We start from the raw sequence: 19735 nt of genomic DNA, 5'->3' as shown, positions 1-19735 counted from the left end.
GCCAAACCTATCAACTACTACTTTTTTGCGGAGGCTCCCTCCTTCAGCCCCGCTTCTTTTGCTGCCAGTAAATATACAAGGGAAGCTGTTCCATCCATGGTCGGCTCATTGGTACTGTAGTCTCCGTAATCATCGTGGTAGACGACCAGGTCGGACTGGAACTCCGCATAAGGATCTGCACCATGCAAAGTGACACCCTTAAGCTGTTTATAAATGGCCCCGTAAACCGGTCCGTCCACAAGTCCGCCGTCCAGGGGATACCTATACAAATGAGAAAGAGACGAATGCGGATCAGAAGGAGTGTCTCCGTTTCCCGGCAATCCATATACCATTCCTGTTCCCCATGGATTACAGCCGAACAGCCAGTCAAAATTCGCCTGCTCCAGCTCCGAAAACTCCTTATCGCCACTTAACCGTTCATACAAATTACACTGGATTGCGAAAGAAGTGGTCAGATTATTTGAACACCAGATAAAAGGCACACCCCTGAAAAAAGCATTCTCTTTCGCTTTCTTCCAAACCCGTTCAATCCCCTCCTTATAGAATTTCACGAGATCTTTCCTTGTCTTCTGATCAGCTTTTAATGCGAGTTCATAATGTCCGAAATTATGGAAAGGGTACCACTGGTAATGACGTGCCGTATCAGCACCCAGCCAGGGAGTGACCTTCTCCTTTAAACCATACCGAAAAGCCTGCTGAAAATACTTCTTCTCGGCCGTCAGCTGATAAATGGCGGCAGCTCCAAGTTCCATATCATCCACCCAGTTGTCCTCTTCGTAAAAATAAGGCGAGACATTCGGAGCAGTCTGACACACTCCCGGCTTCTGCTCACCCAAAAGGTAGGCTGAAAGTGCCTTGTTCTTCAGCAGGGCCGATAACGACGGGTCCTTTCTTTCATAAAGAACGGCTCCAAGGGCAAAAGCCGAGGCAAATTTCCCGGCCGTAGAGGCAACACCAGTAGCCCGGTTCTTATACTTTCCGAGCCCCTGTGGTTGTCCCGACGCAAAATACACCGACCTTCCTTTTCCCGGACCGACGCCATAATCAACACTGTCATGTGTAGGCAGGCGCATCCCCTGGTGATCCCGGTCGTCCGCCAACTGATTAAATAACCAATCCTCTTTCGGATGCATCTTCAGAAGCCAGCCAAGCCCCCACTTTGCTTCGTCCAGCACATCTGCCGTGCCATTCGCGCCATCCAGTCCGTTTGCCTGGTGCTTGTCTGTAAAAACCTGCGAAAAATCACGATAAGCGGCAAGCAAATGATACGTTGCATTGGCGGAAGTGGTGCTATACTGAAGATAGTCAGTAGCATCGTGCCAGCCTCCGGCGACATCAATGCGGGTACTATCCGGCATAGGGCCATACATGGTATACCCGTCCGTGGTATGACATGAATCCTTAAGAAAAGGATTAAATCCGCTGCGCTGTTGCCTCATGTAACGCAAAGCAAAGTCGGCAGTGCCTTTATAAACATCCTCTCCGATCCTGAAGACGGGCGACTTTGCAGATCCGGCTGTCAAATAATATTTGCCCGGAGCCTGAAAAGCAGAGAAATCAAGACGAAATGATTGCATAAAGGAGCCATATTTACCGTAGGCCTTCCCGGCTTTTCCTGAATATACCGTTTTATTGGCTTCAGCATTTACCACCTGAAAGCTGCCTATCTTCTGCTCAGATTTACTCACCCATACAGCCACCTTTATACCTGCGGGAGTATATCCCAACTGGTTAATCCTGATCCAGGCATCCCCTTCAGCTTTTACTGTAGTCAGAAATGCCAGACAAAGAATCAAAAGGAGACCTTTCCTCATAATTTATCGGAGTTTACATTGATTATCATTTTACTTTCACCTTCGCAACATTTGAAGGAGTACTTTCATTTTTGAGGCGGTCGATCGCGGTAACCAAATAAACATATTTGCCCGTGTGCCCGTAAGACTTGTCCGTATAGAAAGTCTCACTCCGGTTAAAGCCAATGTGAATAATATTCTTGGGATTATTGATGTCAACCCGCTCTTTCTTGTCGAAACGGTATACGACATACCCGTAGGCAGATTCTCCATCTCTGACAGGAAGCGGTGGATTCCATTTCAACTTAACACCTTCCTGCGAAGCCGTCGCCTCGAGTTCAAGCGGAGCAAGAGGAGGAATAGCATCCAGCCAGATCATCTGAGGCTGCAGCGCAGGGTATTTATAAAAATCATTCTTCAGAGAGTCCCGGAAACCGGCAAGATTATTAGTAAGCGACTTGGAACTAAAATACACACTCCCCTGCACCCTCTCATTTTGGCGGAGATAGCGCACCTGTTCAGGCAATTGCTTCCTGTCGCGCCAGCCTTCCTTGTCCTCAGTCGCCCGGTAAACACCCTGCCCGATGTACAAATGCTTTCCAAATGCGTTATTGCTCCACCAGTCCACCAGCTTTTCATACGCCGCCGGAGCATAATTAAACGGAAAGTAAACCTGCGGGACATTATAGTCCACCCATCCCTCCTTCATCCACTTCCGCGCGTCAGCATATAATGCACTATAGCCTGACAGCCCATTCGTTTCCGACCCTTCAGGATCATCTTTCTTATTCCGCCATATACCAAAAGGGCTGATACCAAACTTCACATAACGCTTAGCACTATGAATACTGTCGGAAAGAGTTTTTATCAAAAGATCGACATTGTTCCGCCTCCAGTCATCAACAGAAGAAAAACCCTGCCCATATTTTGAAAACAATGCAGAATCAGGCAAAATCTGCCCCTTAACCGGATACGGATAAAAATAGTCATCGAAATGAACCCCGTCGATATCATAGTTCCTCACCACATCCATAATCACCTGGACAATATAGGCTCTCACTTCCGGCAGCGCCGGATTAAAATATTTCTTTCCACCGTAAGTAAAAAACCATTCCGGCTTCGTACGCGAAATATGTTGTTCACTCGTATTCGAATCAATAGTATCAGTCGTCGCCCTGTAAGGATTAAACCACGCATGCAATTCCATCCCCCTTTTATGCGCCTCACCCACCGCAAATTCCAGCGGATCATACACCGGCAGCGAAGGCTGTCCCTGCTTACCCGACAAAAACATACTCCAGGGCTCCCGGCTCTTTGCATACAACGCGTCCGCAACCGGCCTGACCTGAAGAACTATTGCATTGATCCCTGTCTTTTGATGTTCATCAAAGATTCTGATCAGCTCCTGCCTTTGAACATCAGAGGCCAGTCCACGCTTTGAGGGCCAGTCTATGTTCTGAACAGTTGCTACCCAGACACCTCGTAACTCTCGCTTGGGAGGAAGAGACTGGGATAGAAGAGCTAAAGACCAGAGAAAAAAAACACTGGCAAGAAACATTCTTTTACTTAGAAGCATAACAATATCCTAACGAAAAAAAGCCCCCCTCTTCACTTAATCAAAGAGAGGATTCTGTATAAAAACTACTCCCAACCGGGATTTTGCTTGAGCTCTACACCATGCTCTTTATATAGAACAATCTGATCTTGAGGAACAGGGCTGAGATAAACTCTCGGATTAGAAAAGCGGCGAACAGATTGAGTATTCCACGCAGGTGTTATGTACCCCTCAGTAACATTTTGATCCTTATTAAGGATTATCGAAGCCGACATATTTGGATGCTCAGATTTCTTTATCCACATCCCTCTATTAATATCAGGATTTGCTTCAGTATCTGTATACTCACCCTTCTTCCACCTTCTTAAATCATCCCATCTAAACCCTTCAAACACAAGTTCTATTCTGCGCTCTCTTCTAATTTCCCAGATTACAGAAGGAACAGTAGGATCCCTGTCCGGGTCATCGTAAACAATTCCATTCACTTTAAATTTATCACCCTCCAGGGTAAGACGTGGCATATTAATCCCAGACCGGCTCCTCAATACATTGATCGATTTATCCAAATCAGCATTTGATAACGCATCCCCCCCGACAGTAGCAAGTTCTGCAGATGCTTCAGCATAATTTACAAGCACTTCCCCATATCTGATTATAGGAGCATCTGTTGGATTCAAAGCAAGAGTTCCGCTATTTTGATCTTTTATGGATTCGTTTAAAAACTTTCTCGATGCATAGCCGGTAGTCGAATAATTCGAGATTTCTCCTGATATTCTCAAGTCAGGAGCAAATGTCTCAGATAATCTGGGATCTCTGTTGGCCATTACGTTAACTATCGTACGGTCTCCCTGATATAAGTTTGATATCTTAATGGGTAACCCGTCGGATGCAAGATAAGATTCAATAAGATCTTTGGAAGCACCAGTTTGCGGTTCTTTATTGTTATATGTCATTAAATTATGAGTCAGTACTCCATCAACATATTGTCTGAACATAATAACCTCAGGATTCCCCGTAAGATCCAAAGAACTAAAAACACTCCTATAGTTTCCAAGACTATAAATATTAGATGAAATTACTTGGGTTGCCGCCCATTTTGCGGCTTCAAGATACTCTTTTGCTTTTTCATTGTTGTTTTCATGATATTTTTGCCATGTTCCTTCAAAAAGAAAAACCCGTGACATAAATGCCAGCACTACGTACTTATTTACTGTTAAACCTTTTGTCCCATCGTTAACCCTTACATTTTGCACAGCATACTTAAAATCTTCCAGAACTTTATCCATAACCGAACTTCTTGGATCCCTTGGCCTGTAAATTTCATCGCTTTCATTCTCAGCAAGAGCTTTATCGAACCAGGGGATATCTCCATATCTTTTCACCAAACTATAATATTCCAGTCCACGAAAGAATCGGCCTATACCAGTCCAGTGCATTTTTGCCTCATCACTCATCTTGTCACTAACGGGCATACTCTGAACTTTTTCAATAAAATAATTAGCCCTTCGTACAACTTCAAAATTCCACTTGGTTTTCTCTGAAGCCGGAACAACCCTGGTGTATTCCGTTGGTGTTCCAGGAGCAAAATCGTCGTTCAATGATTGACCGGAAAAAAACGCCCCCCATGTATTTCCTGAACCATAGGCGTTAAATTCATTGTCAGGATGAGTGGTTGTTTTTACATAAAAACTATAGGCAAAAGTTCTGACATTTGACTCATTAACAAAAAATGTCTCGTCGTCCAGCTGATCCAATGGAGGTTTTTCTAAAAAATCCTTTTTACAACTAACCAATGCAATTGTACAAAGTATGATTATAATTATATTCTTTTTCATTACCGTTAGCTTAATTATAGTGTAACTTGAAGTCCAAAAGATAATGTTCTGCGATAGGGATAGACACGCCCAAACGCTGCTGGGTCATTTGCCCCAGCTTCTGTTACATTCACTTCCGGATCGATAGGGATATCTCCTAACTTATCAAACTCCAATAGATTCTCACCACTAAAATACACTCGTAATCTTTCCATGTGCAGTTTACTGGTTATTCTATTAGGCAATGTGTACCCTAAAGCCAGATTTTTTAGACGTAGATATGCCAGGTTTAGCAAATATTTAGTCTGAGGATAAAAATTCTTGGCGCTTGCCTCTCCGATAACGGTGGGCCTGGGATAAAAAGCATCAGGATGATCCTCTCTCCAATAGTCAAGCTGGTTAGCATACCAGGCTTCTCCGGGGCGCCAGCCGGGAATGAACATCGGTCCCTGAGCCCAATAGCTTCTCTTTCCAACCCCCTGCATAAAGAGGTTGAAATCAAATCCTTTCCAATCAGCTCCCAGTCTCAGCCCATATTGATAGCGCGGAGTCGAATTTCCAATCACTCTCTGATCCCCGGGATTTTCAACAGTGTTATCGCCTCTAAAAATTACTCCGTCACCATTTAGATCTTTATACTTTACATCTCCGGGTCCATAAAAGAACCCACTTCCTTCAAACTGTGCTTGGCTTGGTATTCCTTCTTTCAGAATATATTTACCATCCTGCATAACGAGATTTCCATTTGCATCCTGAACAAAATCACTCTTCGTAAAATATCTGTCGGTCTCATACCCCCAAATTTCTCCTAATGTTTTTCCCTGGTAATTCCCCGAAATCAGACGTGATCCCTCGAACTTCGTTAGGCTTTCTTTAAAATCAGACAGCGTTCCTGTAATATTAAAGCGGAGACCATTATCAAGTGTATGATTAAAATCTATTGCCAGTTCCCAGCCGGTAGTCCGAAGTTCCCCATAGTTTCGTTTCGGAGCATCTGCGCCATAGGAACTTGGCAAAGCAACTCCGGCAGAATGCATGTCACTTGTTGTGCGGCGATACCAATCGAAACTAACACCTAATTTATCTTTGAGAAATTTAGCATCAGCTCCAAAATCAAGGGTCCCCACTGTTTCCCACGTGAGATTTCCTGAAATAGGGGATGGAGGATTGGCAATCAGCACCTTTTTATCTCCAATAAGCCAATCAGAATTTGTTGTAGGAAGTACAAGATAAATATTACTAACTGTGGTATTCTGATTCCCTATTTCGCCCCAGGATCCACGAAATTTCAAATAAGACAGAAAAGGCTTAACGAATTGCAGAAATGGTTCTTCGCTAATTATATATCCTGCTGACATTGACGGAAAGAAACCCCACTTTTTGTTAGGAGACAACCTTGAAGATCCATCATATCTTCCGTTTATTTCCAGCAAGTACCGGTCCTTAAAATCGTAATTAATTCTACCGAAAACGCCGGCAGTATTCCAGCGACCGTGCCGCCCGTCTACTAATTGTTCACCTGTGGCCAATGCTAGTTCACCTTTCTCCGGATCAATAAGATCGGCCCTCGAAGATGATTGCCAATTATTCGTATACACCTCAACGTCTCCTCCAGCTATCAGTTTGAAAGAATGATCTTTTAGGTCTTTTTGATATGTTGCAAACGCTTTTCCTGAATTAAGCCCACTCCAATCAGACCTATAAAAAGCTTTATTATATGAGCTATTTGTATAAGTCCGATATGGCATCTGTCCATCTACTAAACCACTCCAAAAATCAATTGCAGTAACCGAGCCCCCCGTTTGATGGTCATGTGTATTCACTCCTGTAAAAGTGTAATCCGCATCAACTGTCAATCCCTTTAGAGGCTTTAAAGTTCCACCAACACTAACCCTGGTAAGAGCATTCGTTGTTTCGTTCATTTTAGCTTGGTCAACCTCTGTTATTGCGTTCCTGAATGGCCTGCCTTCATAGGTACCATAGGGAAATATCGCCGGCCATCTGTATAAATAATACCATGGATCATAAACGGCAGCTGCAAACTGAAATGGCTGAGAAAGCAGAGTATTAGCATATAGAACTTTACTCCGGACATCCAACCAAGAATTTACAGTAGTGGTTACACCTAAACTTAAATTATATTTATTAAACTTGTCTGGATTTGCTTTCAAGACCCCTTCCTGACCTGTAAAACCTAACCCTAAATTGTAAGTAGTCTTTTCACTTCCACCAGACACAGAAATATTGTGATTCTGTTGGGGAGTCCAATCCCGCATAAACATCTCTCCAGCGTCCCAGGAACGATAAAAAAACAATTTATTCTCTCTGATTTCAAAATCCCTCCCGGGCACCATTTCTGCGCCTAAATCTTTACCTCCAAATTCCTCCTGCCATTGCCTCATTTTTTGAACTGCTATATCATCTATGGTTACTCCAATAAAACCAAAAGAAGGCTGACTAGGATTCGTTCTTCTATATGCCAGAAGAGCCATTTCAGCACCTTCTGCCCCTGAAGCTATTTTGGGTGTAGTCGTAGGGGCGCTGATTGACAAATTATTAGAATAAGTTATCCTGCTTGGGGAGCCCTTTTTTCCCGATTTTGTGGTAATCAATATTACTCCCCAAGCAGCTCGCGTCCCATATATAGAAGAAGATGCAGCATCTTTCAATACCGAAATCGATTCAATATCATCGGGATTTACAAGCTGTAAACTGGGAATTTCAACATTGTCAACTAATATCAGAGGCTGCGCGCCAGCCGTACCTGTCAAAGTCCCCGTGGCTCCCCTTAATTTAATTGATGGATTCACTCCGATTGCCCCGCTAGGCGTGGTTATGCTTAATCCCGGTGTGGTGCCTTGCAATGCTCTTCCCACATCAACAACCGGCCTTGACTGCAAAACCTCTGTATCAACAGTCGAAACGGCACCAGTCAGATTAGCCCGTTTCTGCGTTCCATATCCAACAACTACCACCTCGTTTAAAGATTTAACGTCAGCGCCCAGAAGGACATTGATGACACTTTCCGTCCTAACCACTTTCTCCTGGGTAGCCGCTCCTATAAATGAAAACACCAGTATCTGGCCAGTGGAGGCGCTGATGCTGTACCTCCCATTTACATCCGTACTGGATCCTAAAGACGTCCCCTTGATCTTTATAGAAACTCCGGGTAAGGCGGTTCCATCATCCGCTGATGTAACCCTGCCTGTGATCGTCTTTTGCTGTGCCATTGAATGCACAATCATGAAGACCATACTCAAAACGAGTGCAAGTAACCTTTTTTTCATATTATTTATTTTTATTGAATAGCGAAACTGCGCCTTTTACAGCGTTTATAAAAAATAATGCATAAACAATTACAAAAACGCACAATCAAACAAAGACTTGGACACTAAATTAGTAAAACCTGCAAGCAAAACAATGCGTTATCTTATTTATTTCAAAAAAAACCAACAATAAAACGCAAATAATAGCAAAAAAAAGAGAGCTCATGAAAAACAACAAGCCAAAACCGAAACACTACACACGAACTAGATTCTATACGCTATCCAGGCATAATTTCCCTGAAAAACATTATCCATTATGATTTTCAAACATTCAGCTTTTTGTTACTGCATGACATCTTCCTTTTATCTTCACAGAAAAAGATAATAAAATAGAAAACCACATAGTTAATCAGAGAGACGCAACATACAGCATGAAAATTTATAATTAGTTTAGTGTGAAGATAAGCACTTTCATGCAATTATGCAAGAATATGCAGCATTAAATTTAAAAATGCATCATAAGGCACGACAATAATAAAGCCAGGCTTGCTTTAACACATAACCTGGCCCTAATTATTTAGAGGTACTTAGAAACGTTTATCCTATTGAACACTCAAAGTCGTTGTTATACTCTTTTTTAATCCATTTTTATTCTGAACCTCCGCTTCTATAATAATTTTAGTCGAAGCAGCAAGCCCGGCAGGCACCTGGTAGACCGTTCTTAACGAATCTGTCCTGGTGACAGCCGAATAGGCCTTCTGATAAGGCGCAGTAAGAAACACCCTTTTTGCATTGGTTCCCACACTATCCCTGAAAACAACCTGTTCAATCTCTGCTTCCGACCAGTATCTTAAATCCAGGTTCACAGCACTTCCCGGCTGCACATTAGCTGTTTGCGGCGCTACCACACTTAAAGACACAGGAACCGGTAACTTTCCTACTATTTCAATATTATCCTTTAGCCACTGGTCGGGATCATTCTTCTTGCAGGACTGAAAGACAGCCGCCATGGCGAGAACGCCCAGAAATCCTTTTATAATGTATCGTTTCATCACTCAGAGTATTAATTGTTAAACAACCATATTTTTGTCCATTGATCAGAACTTGGGACATTTGGGTTCCTGCCCGGCTCGTTGTCAGGAAAATTCCCTCTTTGAACCCATGGATTTAAAGCGTTTGGAATGTTATCAGGTTTTGTCAAACCGGGATAGATCGTTGTACTGTACTGATATCTTCTCATATCCGACCATGTTTCCAGCTGCATGAAGTTAGCTATATACTTTTGCAGCATAATATCCGTAAGCGTAAAACTTTGAGCTCCTTTTGAAACCGCCGGGTTATTGATATAAGTACCAGCATCTGTATCAGACACCCCCAATTTCTTCATACTACCCTTGATCCCATTGAGGTAAGCGGCATACGCGTCCGTCTTATTGGTATTGAATAAAGCTTCAGCCCTTATAAACTGAATTTCCGCATAGGTAAGAATAGGAATAACAGAGGTACGCTGGCCATAAAATGTATTAGCAGTAATGTCAGTCGTCGCCACGCCATTCCTGACTCCTGCAGGTTTACCAATATACGTAGCAGCAGTTCCCTTGTCGACAAATTTTGATATTCTTGGGTCTACAATACCACTATAGTATGAATTACCATTCAGCAGATTAACAAAATACTGAGCGGGCCTTGCCGATCTGGAAGTCGCTGCTGTATTGGAAAGATATGTAAACCAGGGATTAGGCCGCTCCTGGCTATATTTCAATTGAAGATCGAGGGCTCCCGTCTGGTCACTAATGGCCTGAGACGCGTCAGATGCAGCTTTCTGAAGATTTGAGGCGTCTTTCAGAGAAAGATGAATGTAATATCGCGCCCTCGCTCCGTAAGCAGCTTTAAGCCAATTGGCGGCACCAGCGGTTCCTCCCCCGTAAACCAGATCCGTAGAACCCACCTGTAAAACAGTTGACGCCGGTATAGGCTGAGAAAGATCGGTTATTGCCTCGTCGAGAAGATCTTTCAGGTAATTATTGTAGATCTCTGATTGCGGATCATATTTCGGACTCAGGTTACTTAGCCCAAGAAATGCCTCTGAATATGGAACATCACCCCAGATGTCCGAACATTGCATCAGGTTCAATGCAAGCAAAAGTTTTCCTATACCCCGATATTGAGGAGCTCCGGCAGTTTGAGCCCGGCTTATCATATCTTTTAAATTTGGCATGGCATCGCGGTACGCTGATTCCCAGATATTATCGAAACCGTAGGGATTGTAAGATTCGATCTGGGCTTCCTGACCTGCATTTCCGGCAAAATATTGAGGATAATAATTTCCGTATTGTCCGGCATTATAAAAAGATGTAGCCGTAAACTGAATAGTTGAAGGAAGAAGAGCTGAAAGACTCACCTGATCAGATGTTAGTTTCGACGGGTCCACATTTATGTCCAGCTGTTTATTGCAAGCGGTCATGACCATAGCCATCGACAAAAAGGTCACCGCGTGTTTTTTATATGATACTTTCATTTTTTAAAAGTTAAAAATTCACATTTAATCCCATAAAAAAGCTTCTTGTTGCCGGAATGCCCGTTCCTACATATCCGACAGCATTCGAGCCCGCTCCATAAGTACTTGATTCAGGGTCAAAACCAACAAAAGGAGTACTTACCCATAAATTATTCCCTGTTACAGAAACCGATGCAGATTTAATAAACGTACGCTTTAACAAAGACGCGGGAAGACTATAGGAGAGAGAGACATTCTGCAATCTTACCCAGGATCCATCCTGGAGTCCGTTATTCTCGGAAGAAAGCCTGTAACTGTAAGTCGCATTGTAGAAAGCCTGATCTATTGTTGCCGGAATATCATTCGGCACATATACCGGCGCAGCAGCAGTACCTATATTTTTCACACCCTTGAATACGACTAAAGTATTTCGCAGTTCTGTTTCAGCACCTATTCCGGTTTCATATCTTAAGCGCCGGGCGATATCAAACACATCGCCTCCCTTTCTGAAGTTAAAAAGAAAAGACAACGAAGCTCCTTTATAAGAAAGTGTACTTCCTAATCCTCCTGTCCAGTCGGGATAAGCATTTCCCACCAGGTAGTTCTTTGCAAGATCAGTTGTAATACCGGGTATTCCTGTCGGACCAATAATCAGCTGCCCATAATATTCACTATCCTTGTCATCTACACGCAACATAGGCCAGCCATACCAGTCCCCGGGCCTTCCGCCTGTTTTTATAATCTGTTTCACCCACGGAGATTCGGGATTGAATATAATCTCATTCACTCCCGGTGGCATTGCCAGAACACGGCCTTTAGTCCTGGCCCAATTTGCGTTCATACTCCAGCGAAAATCGTTCTTACTGATGATATCAGCCGACAATATGAGTTCCAGCGACCTGTTCCTGATCTTCCCGGCATTGGTCACATTGATATCAAAACCTGATGCATAACTAACAGGAACTGGCACGATCTGATCGATACTATTTGTGATGGCATAGTTCGCATCAAGCGAGATCTTATCCCTCAGGAACTTAAACTCACCACCAAATTCAAGACCTTTTGTCCGCTCAGGGCGAAGGTTTTCGGAACCGACCCTAATATCGCGCCTTACACCCGAAACTCCGCTAAATGCCTGCAGAGTTGAGTAGTAGGTACCTACCTGGTAGGGATCAGCATCCTTTCCTACCTCTGCATAAGACAACCTCAGCTTCCCGAAATTCATAATGGGATTATCCGATAATCCCAAAGTTTCCGAAAATACATAAGCAAGACTTACAGAAGGATAAAAGAAGGACCTGTTACTTTTAGGAAGCGTGGAGGACCAGTCATTTCTGGCAGTAAGGTCCAGAAATACAGTATTATCATAGCTGAACTTGGCATCTGCAAACACCCCTATAATATTTCTCTCCCCGGGATAGGTAGTCGTTGTATAAACATTATAGTTGTTAATAGACTCAAAGTTCGGCACAATTGCCTGAGCTCCATTCAATGAGATATCGGATTTTTTGATATGCGTGTAGCTGTGTCCCAGTAAAAAATTACCGATCCACTTATTTCCAAAATCTTTTACTGCTTTCGCAAAAAAATTGGAATTAATTTCGGTATAACCGATACGTTGTTCTGCCATAGATCCAAGTCTGCTTGAAAGAATAAGTCCGCTTTCGACATATGCAGTCCTAAAATCGGTATAATGGTCAATCCCAACTTTATAATTAAAAGAAAGCCATTTATTAGCCGTATAATCAACCCCAACATTCCCGAGGAGCCTGTTTACATTGTCTTTGAGAAAAGCGTTTTCAGAAAAATAAAAAGGATTATCGATACTGGCATTATATACCTTCTGTGTACCATCCGGATTTAAATAATCTAAAGGATCCACCGTATTGGTATGCCGGATGAGATAGCTGATCACACCCGAGGCCGTTCCAGCCCTTGGGTTTTTCCCACCAGAATTGATATAGTTAGCAGATCCTTCAAACTTAAACTTATCAGATGCGCTCAAAGTACCTGCTATACGGATAGACGTTTTTCCGAAATCGGAATTCGGCACTACCCCTTTCTGATCAAGATTTGAGATAGACGTAAAATAGGTAGCCTTCTCGCTTCCTCCGCTGAATGTAAAGGAATTTTGAAGTTGGTTTCCTGTTTTGAAAAACAGATCATAGAGGTTATAAACCGGCAAACTGCTGTCTATCACCGGTCCCCATGAATTCAGGCTAGGAACGAACGCATTATTGTTGCCATTACCAAACCTGGTCTGAATAGAAGGTGTCCTGGCCACATCATCAAAGCTGTAAGATGCCTTATAATTGAAAGACGTCTTGCCAGCCTTTCCTGATTTAGTGGTGATCACTACCGCTCCGTTCGCTGCGCGAAGGCCATACAAAACCGAAGCTGCGGGCCCCTTTAAGATAGATACCGTTTCGATATCATCAGGATTAATATCCGCCGCACGGTTTGTATTCTGAAAGGTATCTCCTCCAGAACGATTATTCGGATCAAGCCCAAACTGATCTGTATTATTAGAGATCGGGATTCCGTCCACTACAAACAAAGGTTGATTATTAGCGGAAGGATTGAGGGAATTCACCCCTCTGATTTGAATTCTTGATCCCGCTCCCGCAGCTCCACCGCCGCTTGTAATCTGCACACCCGCGGCTGTACCTTTTAAGGCGTTAAGAGGATTTGTTTGATTCGTCCGTGCAAGTACATCCGACGAAATCTCCTGAACTGCATATCCCAAAGAACGCCTGTCCTGCTTAACACCGAGGGCTGTTACAACTACCTCATTCAGAGACCGGGAATCTGCCCGCATAGACACATTAAGCACATTCGATGTTCCTACCGGTATTTCCTGCGACTGGGTCCCTATGAAAGAAAATATCAGAGTTTGTCCCTGAGAAACCCTGATTGAATAGTTTCCATCCGGGGCAGTACTCGTACCTTTTTCCGACCCTTTAATTTTCACTGATACTCCGGGCAGAGGTATCCCATCCTCTGCCGACGTTACCCTGCCAGTAACGGTCTTTTCCTGCGCATAAGATTGAAAAGAGCAGAACATCAGGAAAATGAAAAATTTTAGTAAATCCTTTTTCATGTTTGCTGTTTGTTTAATTAATTGTTGATTTTTATAGAAATTTTGACCTTAGTTATACCAAAATTTAACTGGCACCTGGACGAGCAGTTAGATTGTTCCGGGTATGGACATTGTTTCATACAGGAGGAATATACTTCCCGGGCATTTCAAATATCACATTGTGAACTTTCATAAATAGCACGGCAAAATTGACAAGTGAAATTAAACTTATATAAGTAATAATGCAAATTACTACATACATTTAACACAAAAAAGCATAAAAATGCACAACATGCACATCATTAAGATGTGTCCAAACACATTTCAATCAAAAAAAACGAAGATAATAGCTATATTTAGCTTTCTTTTAATTATAACAACCAAATAAATCAGGCATGATCCCGAAACAACGCCTTCTCTCTCTTGATGTATTCAGGGGTATCACAGTGGCAGCAATGATCCTCGTCAACAACCCGGGAAACTGGGGACATATCTACCCTCCACTGGAACACGCAGACTGGAACGGCTGTACCCCTACAGACCTCGTATTCCCTTCATTTTTATTTATTGTAGGAGTCGCCATCGTGTTCGCCATGAGCTCCAAAAAAGAAGACCCCTCACAACACCATCAATTAATATTACGCGCTTTGAAAAGAGGGGCGATATTATTTCTTCTTGGCCTCTTTCTTGCACTTTTTCCTTCATTCGACTTTAGCACAGTGCGTGTTTTTGGCGTACTCCAGCGAATAGGGATTGTTTTCTTTCTTAGTGCGTTTTTGTTCGTTAAGACGAATTCCAAAACACAGTTTTACATACTGATTTTTATCCTGCTGCTTTATTGGGCGCTTATGACACTTGTGCCTGTGCCCGGAGTGGGAGATCCCAATCTAGGTAAAGAGACGAATCTGGCGGCATGGATAGACCGGCTTATCATTACAGAGCAGCACACCTGGAAATCCGCGAAGACATGGGATCCTGAAGGTGTTTTAAGCACTCTCCCTGCAATCGGAACTGGCATTCTCGGTATGCTCACCGGAACCTGGATCAGAAGAAAAGATAGAACCAAAAGTGAGAAGATCGCCTGGCTGTTCGTTGCAGGATTTGCTACCGCTATTCTTGGCCAGATATGGGGCTTAGCCTTCCCGATCAACAAATCACTTTGGACCAGCTCCTATGTCCTGTATGCAGGAGGACTTGCCATGATGATGCTTGGATTTCTATACTGGTTAATTGATGTACAGGGATATAAAAAATGGACTCCCCCGTTTGTCGCCTACGGAGTCAACGCCATAACAGTATTTTTTCTGTCTGCTATCATCGTTAAGATTATGTGGAGGATCAAAGTAAATATGAAAGGCGAAGAAGTTGGCTTGCAGCAATGGCTATACGACTCGTTCTTTACACCGTGGCTTTCTGATATCAACGCATCACTCGCATGGGCAATTGCGTTTGTGCTCTTCTGGTTATTGATCCTTTGGCCTATGTACAGAAAAAATATTATCATTAAAGTCTGAGATATCCACTATCCTTCCAGTTCTTGTTCTTCTTTTTTTGCCTGCAGTTTCTCCTTCTTAAGATCAATCCTCACCAGGTTATAAAGGCTCATGTACACATTGGCGATCCATACAAGTGAAAACCCCGACAGAATGTATCCCCGCCAGTCGGGCAACAGGAGTTTAAAACCACTGAGGACCAGTATAAAGATTGTGACATAATGACTAAAGCAATATTCACAGGTAAAAAGATAAAAGAATTTCCGTTTTAAAGCGGTCTTCCCCTCGCGGCTGCAGCGAACGCAGTATTCCCGTGGCTCCCTGAATATTTCTTCATGGGTTATAGTCCAGGCTATACACGCTATCGGAATCGCCAGTACAAAAAGCCATACTATTTGTGCGGTTAACGACATGTTTATCAATACAGCCGGAAAAAGAGAATTGTTTGTCGCTTACATGCAAAATCGGGTTCAAATGCCCGAACTTAGTTTCAAAAGGGCACCGGTATTAAAGGCCGTTCTTAAGAGATTGAGGTATGTATCTGCCATCGCAGAATTTACATCAGCAGGCCCATTACCTATTGGCAGAAGCGCATGGAAATACTCACTAAGTTCGGGAATTTCATTTAAAGGTATTTTTCCAGCAAAGCCAATTACCGGAATTTTCTTCTCCCTGGCCATTAAAGCTACTCCGAAAGGACCTTTTCCCTGCAATGTCTGCATGTCGATACTTCCTTCCCCGGTGATGACAAGGTCAGCATGTTCCAGCTTATCTTTAAACCCGGTAGAATCCAGGTAGTAACTTATTCCATCTACAAGAGAGGCATTCAGAAAAGCATAGAGACCCGCAGCCGCCCCTCCGGCTGTGCCGCCTCCTTTTACTTCCGACATATCCACACCTGTCACTTTTAATGCAATATCTCTGAGCCTGGAAAGAGCCTCTTCGAGATGCAAAATCACCTCTTTTGTTGCCCCCTTTTGAGGACCAAATACAGCTGCTGCTCCCTCCTCTCCCAAAAGCCTGTTCTCCACATCACACATCACCACAACCTTACATTGAAGAATCCTCTGATCCAGCCCTGAAAGATCGATCGAATCTAGTCCCTTCAGTCCAATTGGAAGATCAGTAATTTCCCTGCCTCCTGGTTCAAGGAAACGAACACCCAATACCCTAAGGATACCCGATCCGCCGTCTACAGTTGCCGACCCTCCCATGGCAACAACAATTTCGTCAATAGAACGATCAAGCGCATTCCTGATTAAGATACCCGTGCCGTCAGTAACCGCATAAAGTGGGTTAAGGTCGTCTTGTTTAAGCAATTTGATACCGGAAGCCTCAGCCATTTCAACAACGACAGTACGCCCTTCGTTAATAAGTCCATAGGAAGCGGCAATTTTTCTTCCCAGGGAGTCTGTTGTCTCCGTTTTTATAAAGCGGCCCCCTTTGCGCTCTACCAGCAATTTCCCCGTACCATCCCCTCCATCTCCCACAGGAAAACACTCGCATACACATTCCAGTCCGCTCTTCTTCAAACCTTCCTGAATAGCCTGTGCGGCAGCTGCCGCATCCAGGCTATTTTTAAACGCATTAGGAGCGATGAGGATACGCATACTAATCGGCCTTTTCTATGATAGCAGCCCATCCTCCGCCGGAAGCAAGTTTAAGGTTCAGCTTAGTCCCGTTCGTGATCTTCTGAACCATTTTTTTATAGTCATTGCCGTTCCGCTCTGCATTAATACCGTCCTGCATAATTTCTATCCGGTAATTTCCGCGAGGGAGAAAAGAGCAATCAAGGGTCATCGTCCGGGCAGTCCAGTCAGTCATTGCTCCTACGTACCATTTAGAAGCCTTCTTTCTGGCAACAAGGATGTATTCGCCAACCTTAGCATCCAGCACCTTCGTCTCATCCCAGACAGCCGGAATACGGGATATAAATTCAGCCGACTCGGCTTCTTTATAGTAATGAGTAGGATTATCAGCCAGCATCTGCAAAGGACTTTCGTAAACCACATACATCGCAAATTGATGACAACGGGTACCCATACTCATTGGATTATCAAAGATCTCCCTGAAACTGATTTTATTCGCATTATTCATAGCCCCGGGGGTATAATCAACCGGACCGGCTACCTGCCGGATGAAAGGAAGCATCAGGTTATGATCAGGAGTAACAAGCTTGCTCCATTTATTATTTTCCGCTCCCTTAACACCTTCGTTGCTCATAAAATTAGGATAAGCGCGATGCAAACCGGCCGGCTTAAAAGCGCCGTGAAAATCTACCAGCAAGTGACGTTTCGCACACTCCTTCGCTACACGCTCGTAATAATTGACCATGTACTGATCTGCACGCTGCATAAAGTCGACCTTTATTCCTTTCGCCCCCCACTGAGCGAACTTGTCAAGCAACACGTCCATATTCTCGTCCAACGGCTTCCATAGCATCCACAGAATTACGCCAACTCCTTTACTCTTTCCATAATTAATAAGTTCCTGAAGATTAAGATCCGGATTAGGTTCCGTCAGATCCGTAGTAGTTTTTGACCAGCCCTCGTCGAGAATGATATATTCCAAACCATATTTGGCAGCAAAATCTATATAATATTTATACGTTGCGGTATTTATGCCTGCCGCAAAATCCACTCCGTAAATATTGTTAGCGTTCCACCAGTCCCAGGCCACTTTTCCCGGCTTAATCCATTTTGTATCGATGGCGACAGGGCGTGATAACTTAAATACCATATCACTTTCCGCCAGTACACGATCATCAGGCGTCATCGTGAACACCCGCCATGGCAGCGTTCTGGAGCCACTTATTTTGGCTATATAGCCCGCTTCCTTAACTATTCTCTCATTTCTGTCGGGTTTACCGGGGTCAGCTTCAGCTTCCAGAACGACAGGGGGAAACTTTGATTTCAGCGAATTTCCACCGGTAGCCGACAGGAACATGTTAGGATAGTCAAAGAGATCTGCTTCTGTGATCAACACTCTTACCCCTGCAGAAGTAACCAGAACCGGCAAAGAGCAAAAACGGCTGGATGACAAGGATACCAGCGCCGTATCCACATATGACCGCTCGTAGTGAGATATCATACTTTCCTCTTCCGGGAAAAACACCTGGCTGTCCTTATTAAAATTTACATTCAACTCTTCACTATTCACTTCAATCCCGTTCTTAAAGCCCGTTTCAAAACGATATGCCACGCCCTCATTATACGCGCGAAAAGAAACAGCATAGTTCTTAAAATTCAGTCTCAGTTCATTACAGAAATTGTGCTCAACCTTATTTTTTCTGGGTACATCAACATTGATCCGTTCGTCAATCTTCCTCTTAGTTTCAGAAAGAAGCTTCGGCTTTTTACCCAGTACTTCCTTGTTTACTACCAGCGATATTGCTGATGGCGATATCACTTCTTTCCCTTGGTATGAAGCAGACCATTTTATAGCCTCAGAAAGGTCAATATTCAGAGTGATTTTACCATCGGGCGATGAGACGGTTTTCCGTTGGGCCACTGCACTCAGACAGCAGAGGAGGATAAATACGGAGGCAAAACAGATTTGTTTAAAGTTGTTCATTTTTTTGCATTATATCGGTTAAATTGGTTGTGTAAGATTTACTACTCCTTTTTTATAAATTTCAGTGAAAGCGCTGATCCCGCGCCCAGGGCAGCACCGGTCAAAACATCACTGGGGTGATGGACTCCCAGATAGATCCTGGAATAACTGACAGATGAAGCCCAGAGATAAGAAGGCGCAATAACATACCACTTCGGGTACACGGAAGACAAAGCTGTAGCAGTGGTAAAAGATGAAGAAGTATGTCCCGACGGGAATGAATATCCCCCTGCCCGGTATAAAGGCACAACCTTCACATTTCTAATAAATGGCCGGGGGCGTTTCACGACTACCTTTATCAGGTTAGTCAGTAAAAACGATACGGCAGAACTACTGGCAACATACATCGCATCCCTGCGCGTTTGCTGGTCGCCATCCATAAGGCCGGCAGCAAACATACCAACAGGCACCGCTATATTAACATAGTTATTAGTCTTAGAGAGAAAAAGAAATATATCATTCTTCGCTTCCGTCCTGTTGTCTGCCACCTTTATCAGGATCCGGTCATCAAACTTATCTACGAGCGACTGCGCCACCGCGCAGTTAACACCCCAACAGAGGAAAACAGCTGCTATCGTAATCTTTATTTGCATAAGATCATTTGCGTTAAAGATAAGAATTGCCCA

At 43.6% G+C, this 19735-nt stretch carries 12 protein-coding genes; 1 reads left to right on the top strand and 11 read right to left on the bottom strand.

Annotated features, from left to right (window positions below; genetic code table 11):
* Positions 1–17: 17 nt before the first annotated feature.
* The 7 genes from DDR33_RS09925 to DDR33_RS09895 form a co-directional block, all read right to left on the bottom strand.
* The gene (locus DDR33_RS09925; RefSeq protein ID WP_202913706.1) at positions 18–1814 is read right to left on the bottom strand and encodes a glycoside hydrolase family 9 protein; all 1797 of its coding nucleotides are present in this window, start codon (positions 1812–1814) and stop codon (positions 18–20) included.
* Between the two features lie 25 nt (positions 1815–1839).
* Positions 1840–3351, bottom strand: coding sequence for a glycoside hydrolase family 10 protein (locus DDR33_RS09920; RefSeq protein WP_238387748.1), 1512 nt, complete (start codon positions 3349–3351; stop codon positions 1840–1842).
* 83 nt (positions 3352–3434) lie between these two features.
* Positions 3435–5183, bottom strand: coding sequence for a RagB/SusD family nutrient uptake outer membrane protein (locus tag DDR33_RS09915; protein WP_109415624.1), 1749 nt, complete (start codon positions 5181–5183; stop codon positions 3435–3437).
* Positions 5184–5197: 14 nt separating this feature from the next.
* Positions 5198–8449, bottom strand: coding sequence for a SusC/RagA family TonB-linked outer membrane protein (locus tag DDR33_RS09910; RefSeq protein ID WP_109415623.1), 3252 nt, complete (start codon positions 8447–8449; stop codon positions 5198–5200).
* Between the two features lie 581 nt (positions 8450–9030).
* The gene (locus DDR33_RS09905) at positions 9031–9480 is read right to left on the bottom strand and encodes a hypothetical protein (RefSeq protein WP_109415622.1); all 450 of its coding nucleotides are present in this window, start codon (positions 9478–9480) and stop codon (positions 9031–9033) included.
* Positions 9481–9491: 11 nt separating this feature from the next.
* Positions 9492–10946 (bottom strand): SusD/RagB family nutrient-binding outer membrane lipoprotein, encoded by a 1455-nt coding sequence (locus tag DDR33_RS09900; protein WP_109415621.1) that lies wholly within the window; start codon positions 10944–10946, stop codon positions 9492–9494.
* A gap of 10 nt (positions 10947–10956) precedes the next feature.
* Positions 10957–14025, bottom strand: coding sequence for a SusC/RagA family TonB-linked outer membrane protein (locus DDR33_RS09895; RefSeq protein WP_109415620.1), 3069 nt, complete (start codon positions 14023–14025; stop codon positions 10957–10959).
* A 374-nt stretch (positions 14026–14399) separates the two neighbouring features.
* Between DDR33_RS09895 and DDR33_RS09890 the strand changes: the two genes are divergently transcribed.
* A complete protein-coding gene (locus DDR33_RS09890; RefSeq protein WP_109415619.1) occupies positions 14400–15518 on the top strand; it encodes an acyltransferase family protein in 1119 nt (372 codons plus the stop codon).
* An 8-nt stretch (positions 15519–15526) separates the two neighbouring features.
* On the opposite strand, the gene DDR33_RS09885 is transcribed toward DDR33_RS09890, so the two are convergent.
* From DDR33_RS09885 to DDR33_RS09870, 4 genes are read right to left on the bottom strand one after another with little or no spacing between them, the layout of a single operon-like run.
* Entirely contained in the window at positions 15527–15910 is a 384-nt protein-coding gene (locus DDR33_RS09885) for a hypothetical protein (protein WP_109415618.1), read from the bottom strand.
* Between the two features lie 57 nt (positions 15911–15967).
* Positions 15968–17107: a glycerate kinase family protein gene (locus DDR33_RS09880; RefSeq protein WP_109415617.1), complete on the bottom strand. Its 1140-nt coding sequence runs from the start codon at positions 17105–17107 to the stop codon at positions 15968–15970.
* Position 17108: 1 nt separating this feature from the next.
* Positions 17109–19070: a glycoside hydrolase family 97 protein gene (locus DDR33_RS09875; RefSeq protein WP_109415616.1), complete on the bottom strand. Its 1962-nt coding sequence runs from the start codon at positions 19068–19070 to the stop codon at positions 17109–17111.
* 41 nt (positions 19071–19111) lie between these two features.
* A complete protein-coding gene (locus tag DDR33_RS09870; protein ID WP_109415615.1) occupies positions 19112–19702 on the bottom strand; it encodes a phosphatase PAP2 family protein in 591 nt (196 codons plus the stop codon).
* Between the last annotated feature and the right edge of the window lie 33 nt (positions 19703–19735).

The sequence above is a fragment of the Pararcticibacter amylolyticus genome (assembly GCF_003130405.1).
Classification (GTDB): Bacteria; Bacteroidota; Bacteroidia; order Sphingobacteriales; family Sphingobacteriaceae; genus Arcticibacter; species Arcticibacter amylolyticus.
This window is presented reverse-complemented; position numbering and strand designations above follow the sequence as displayed.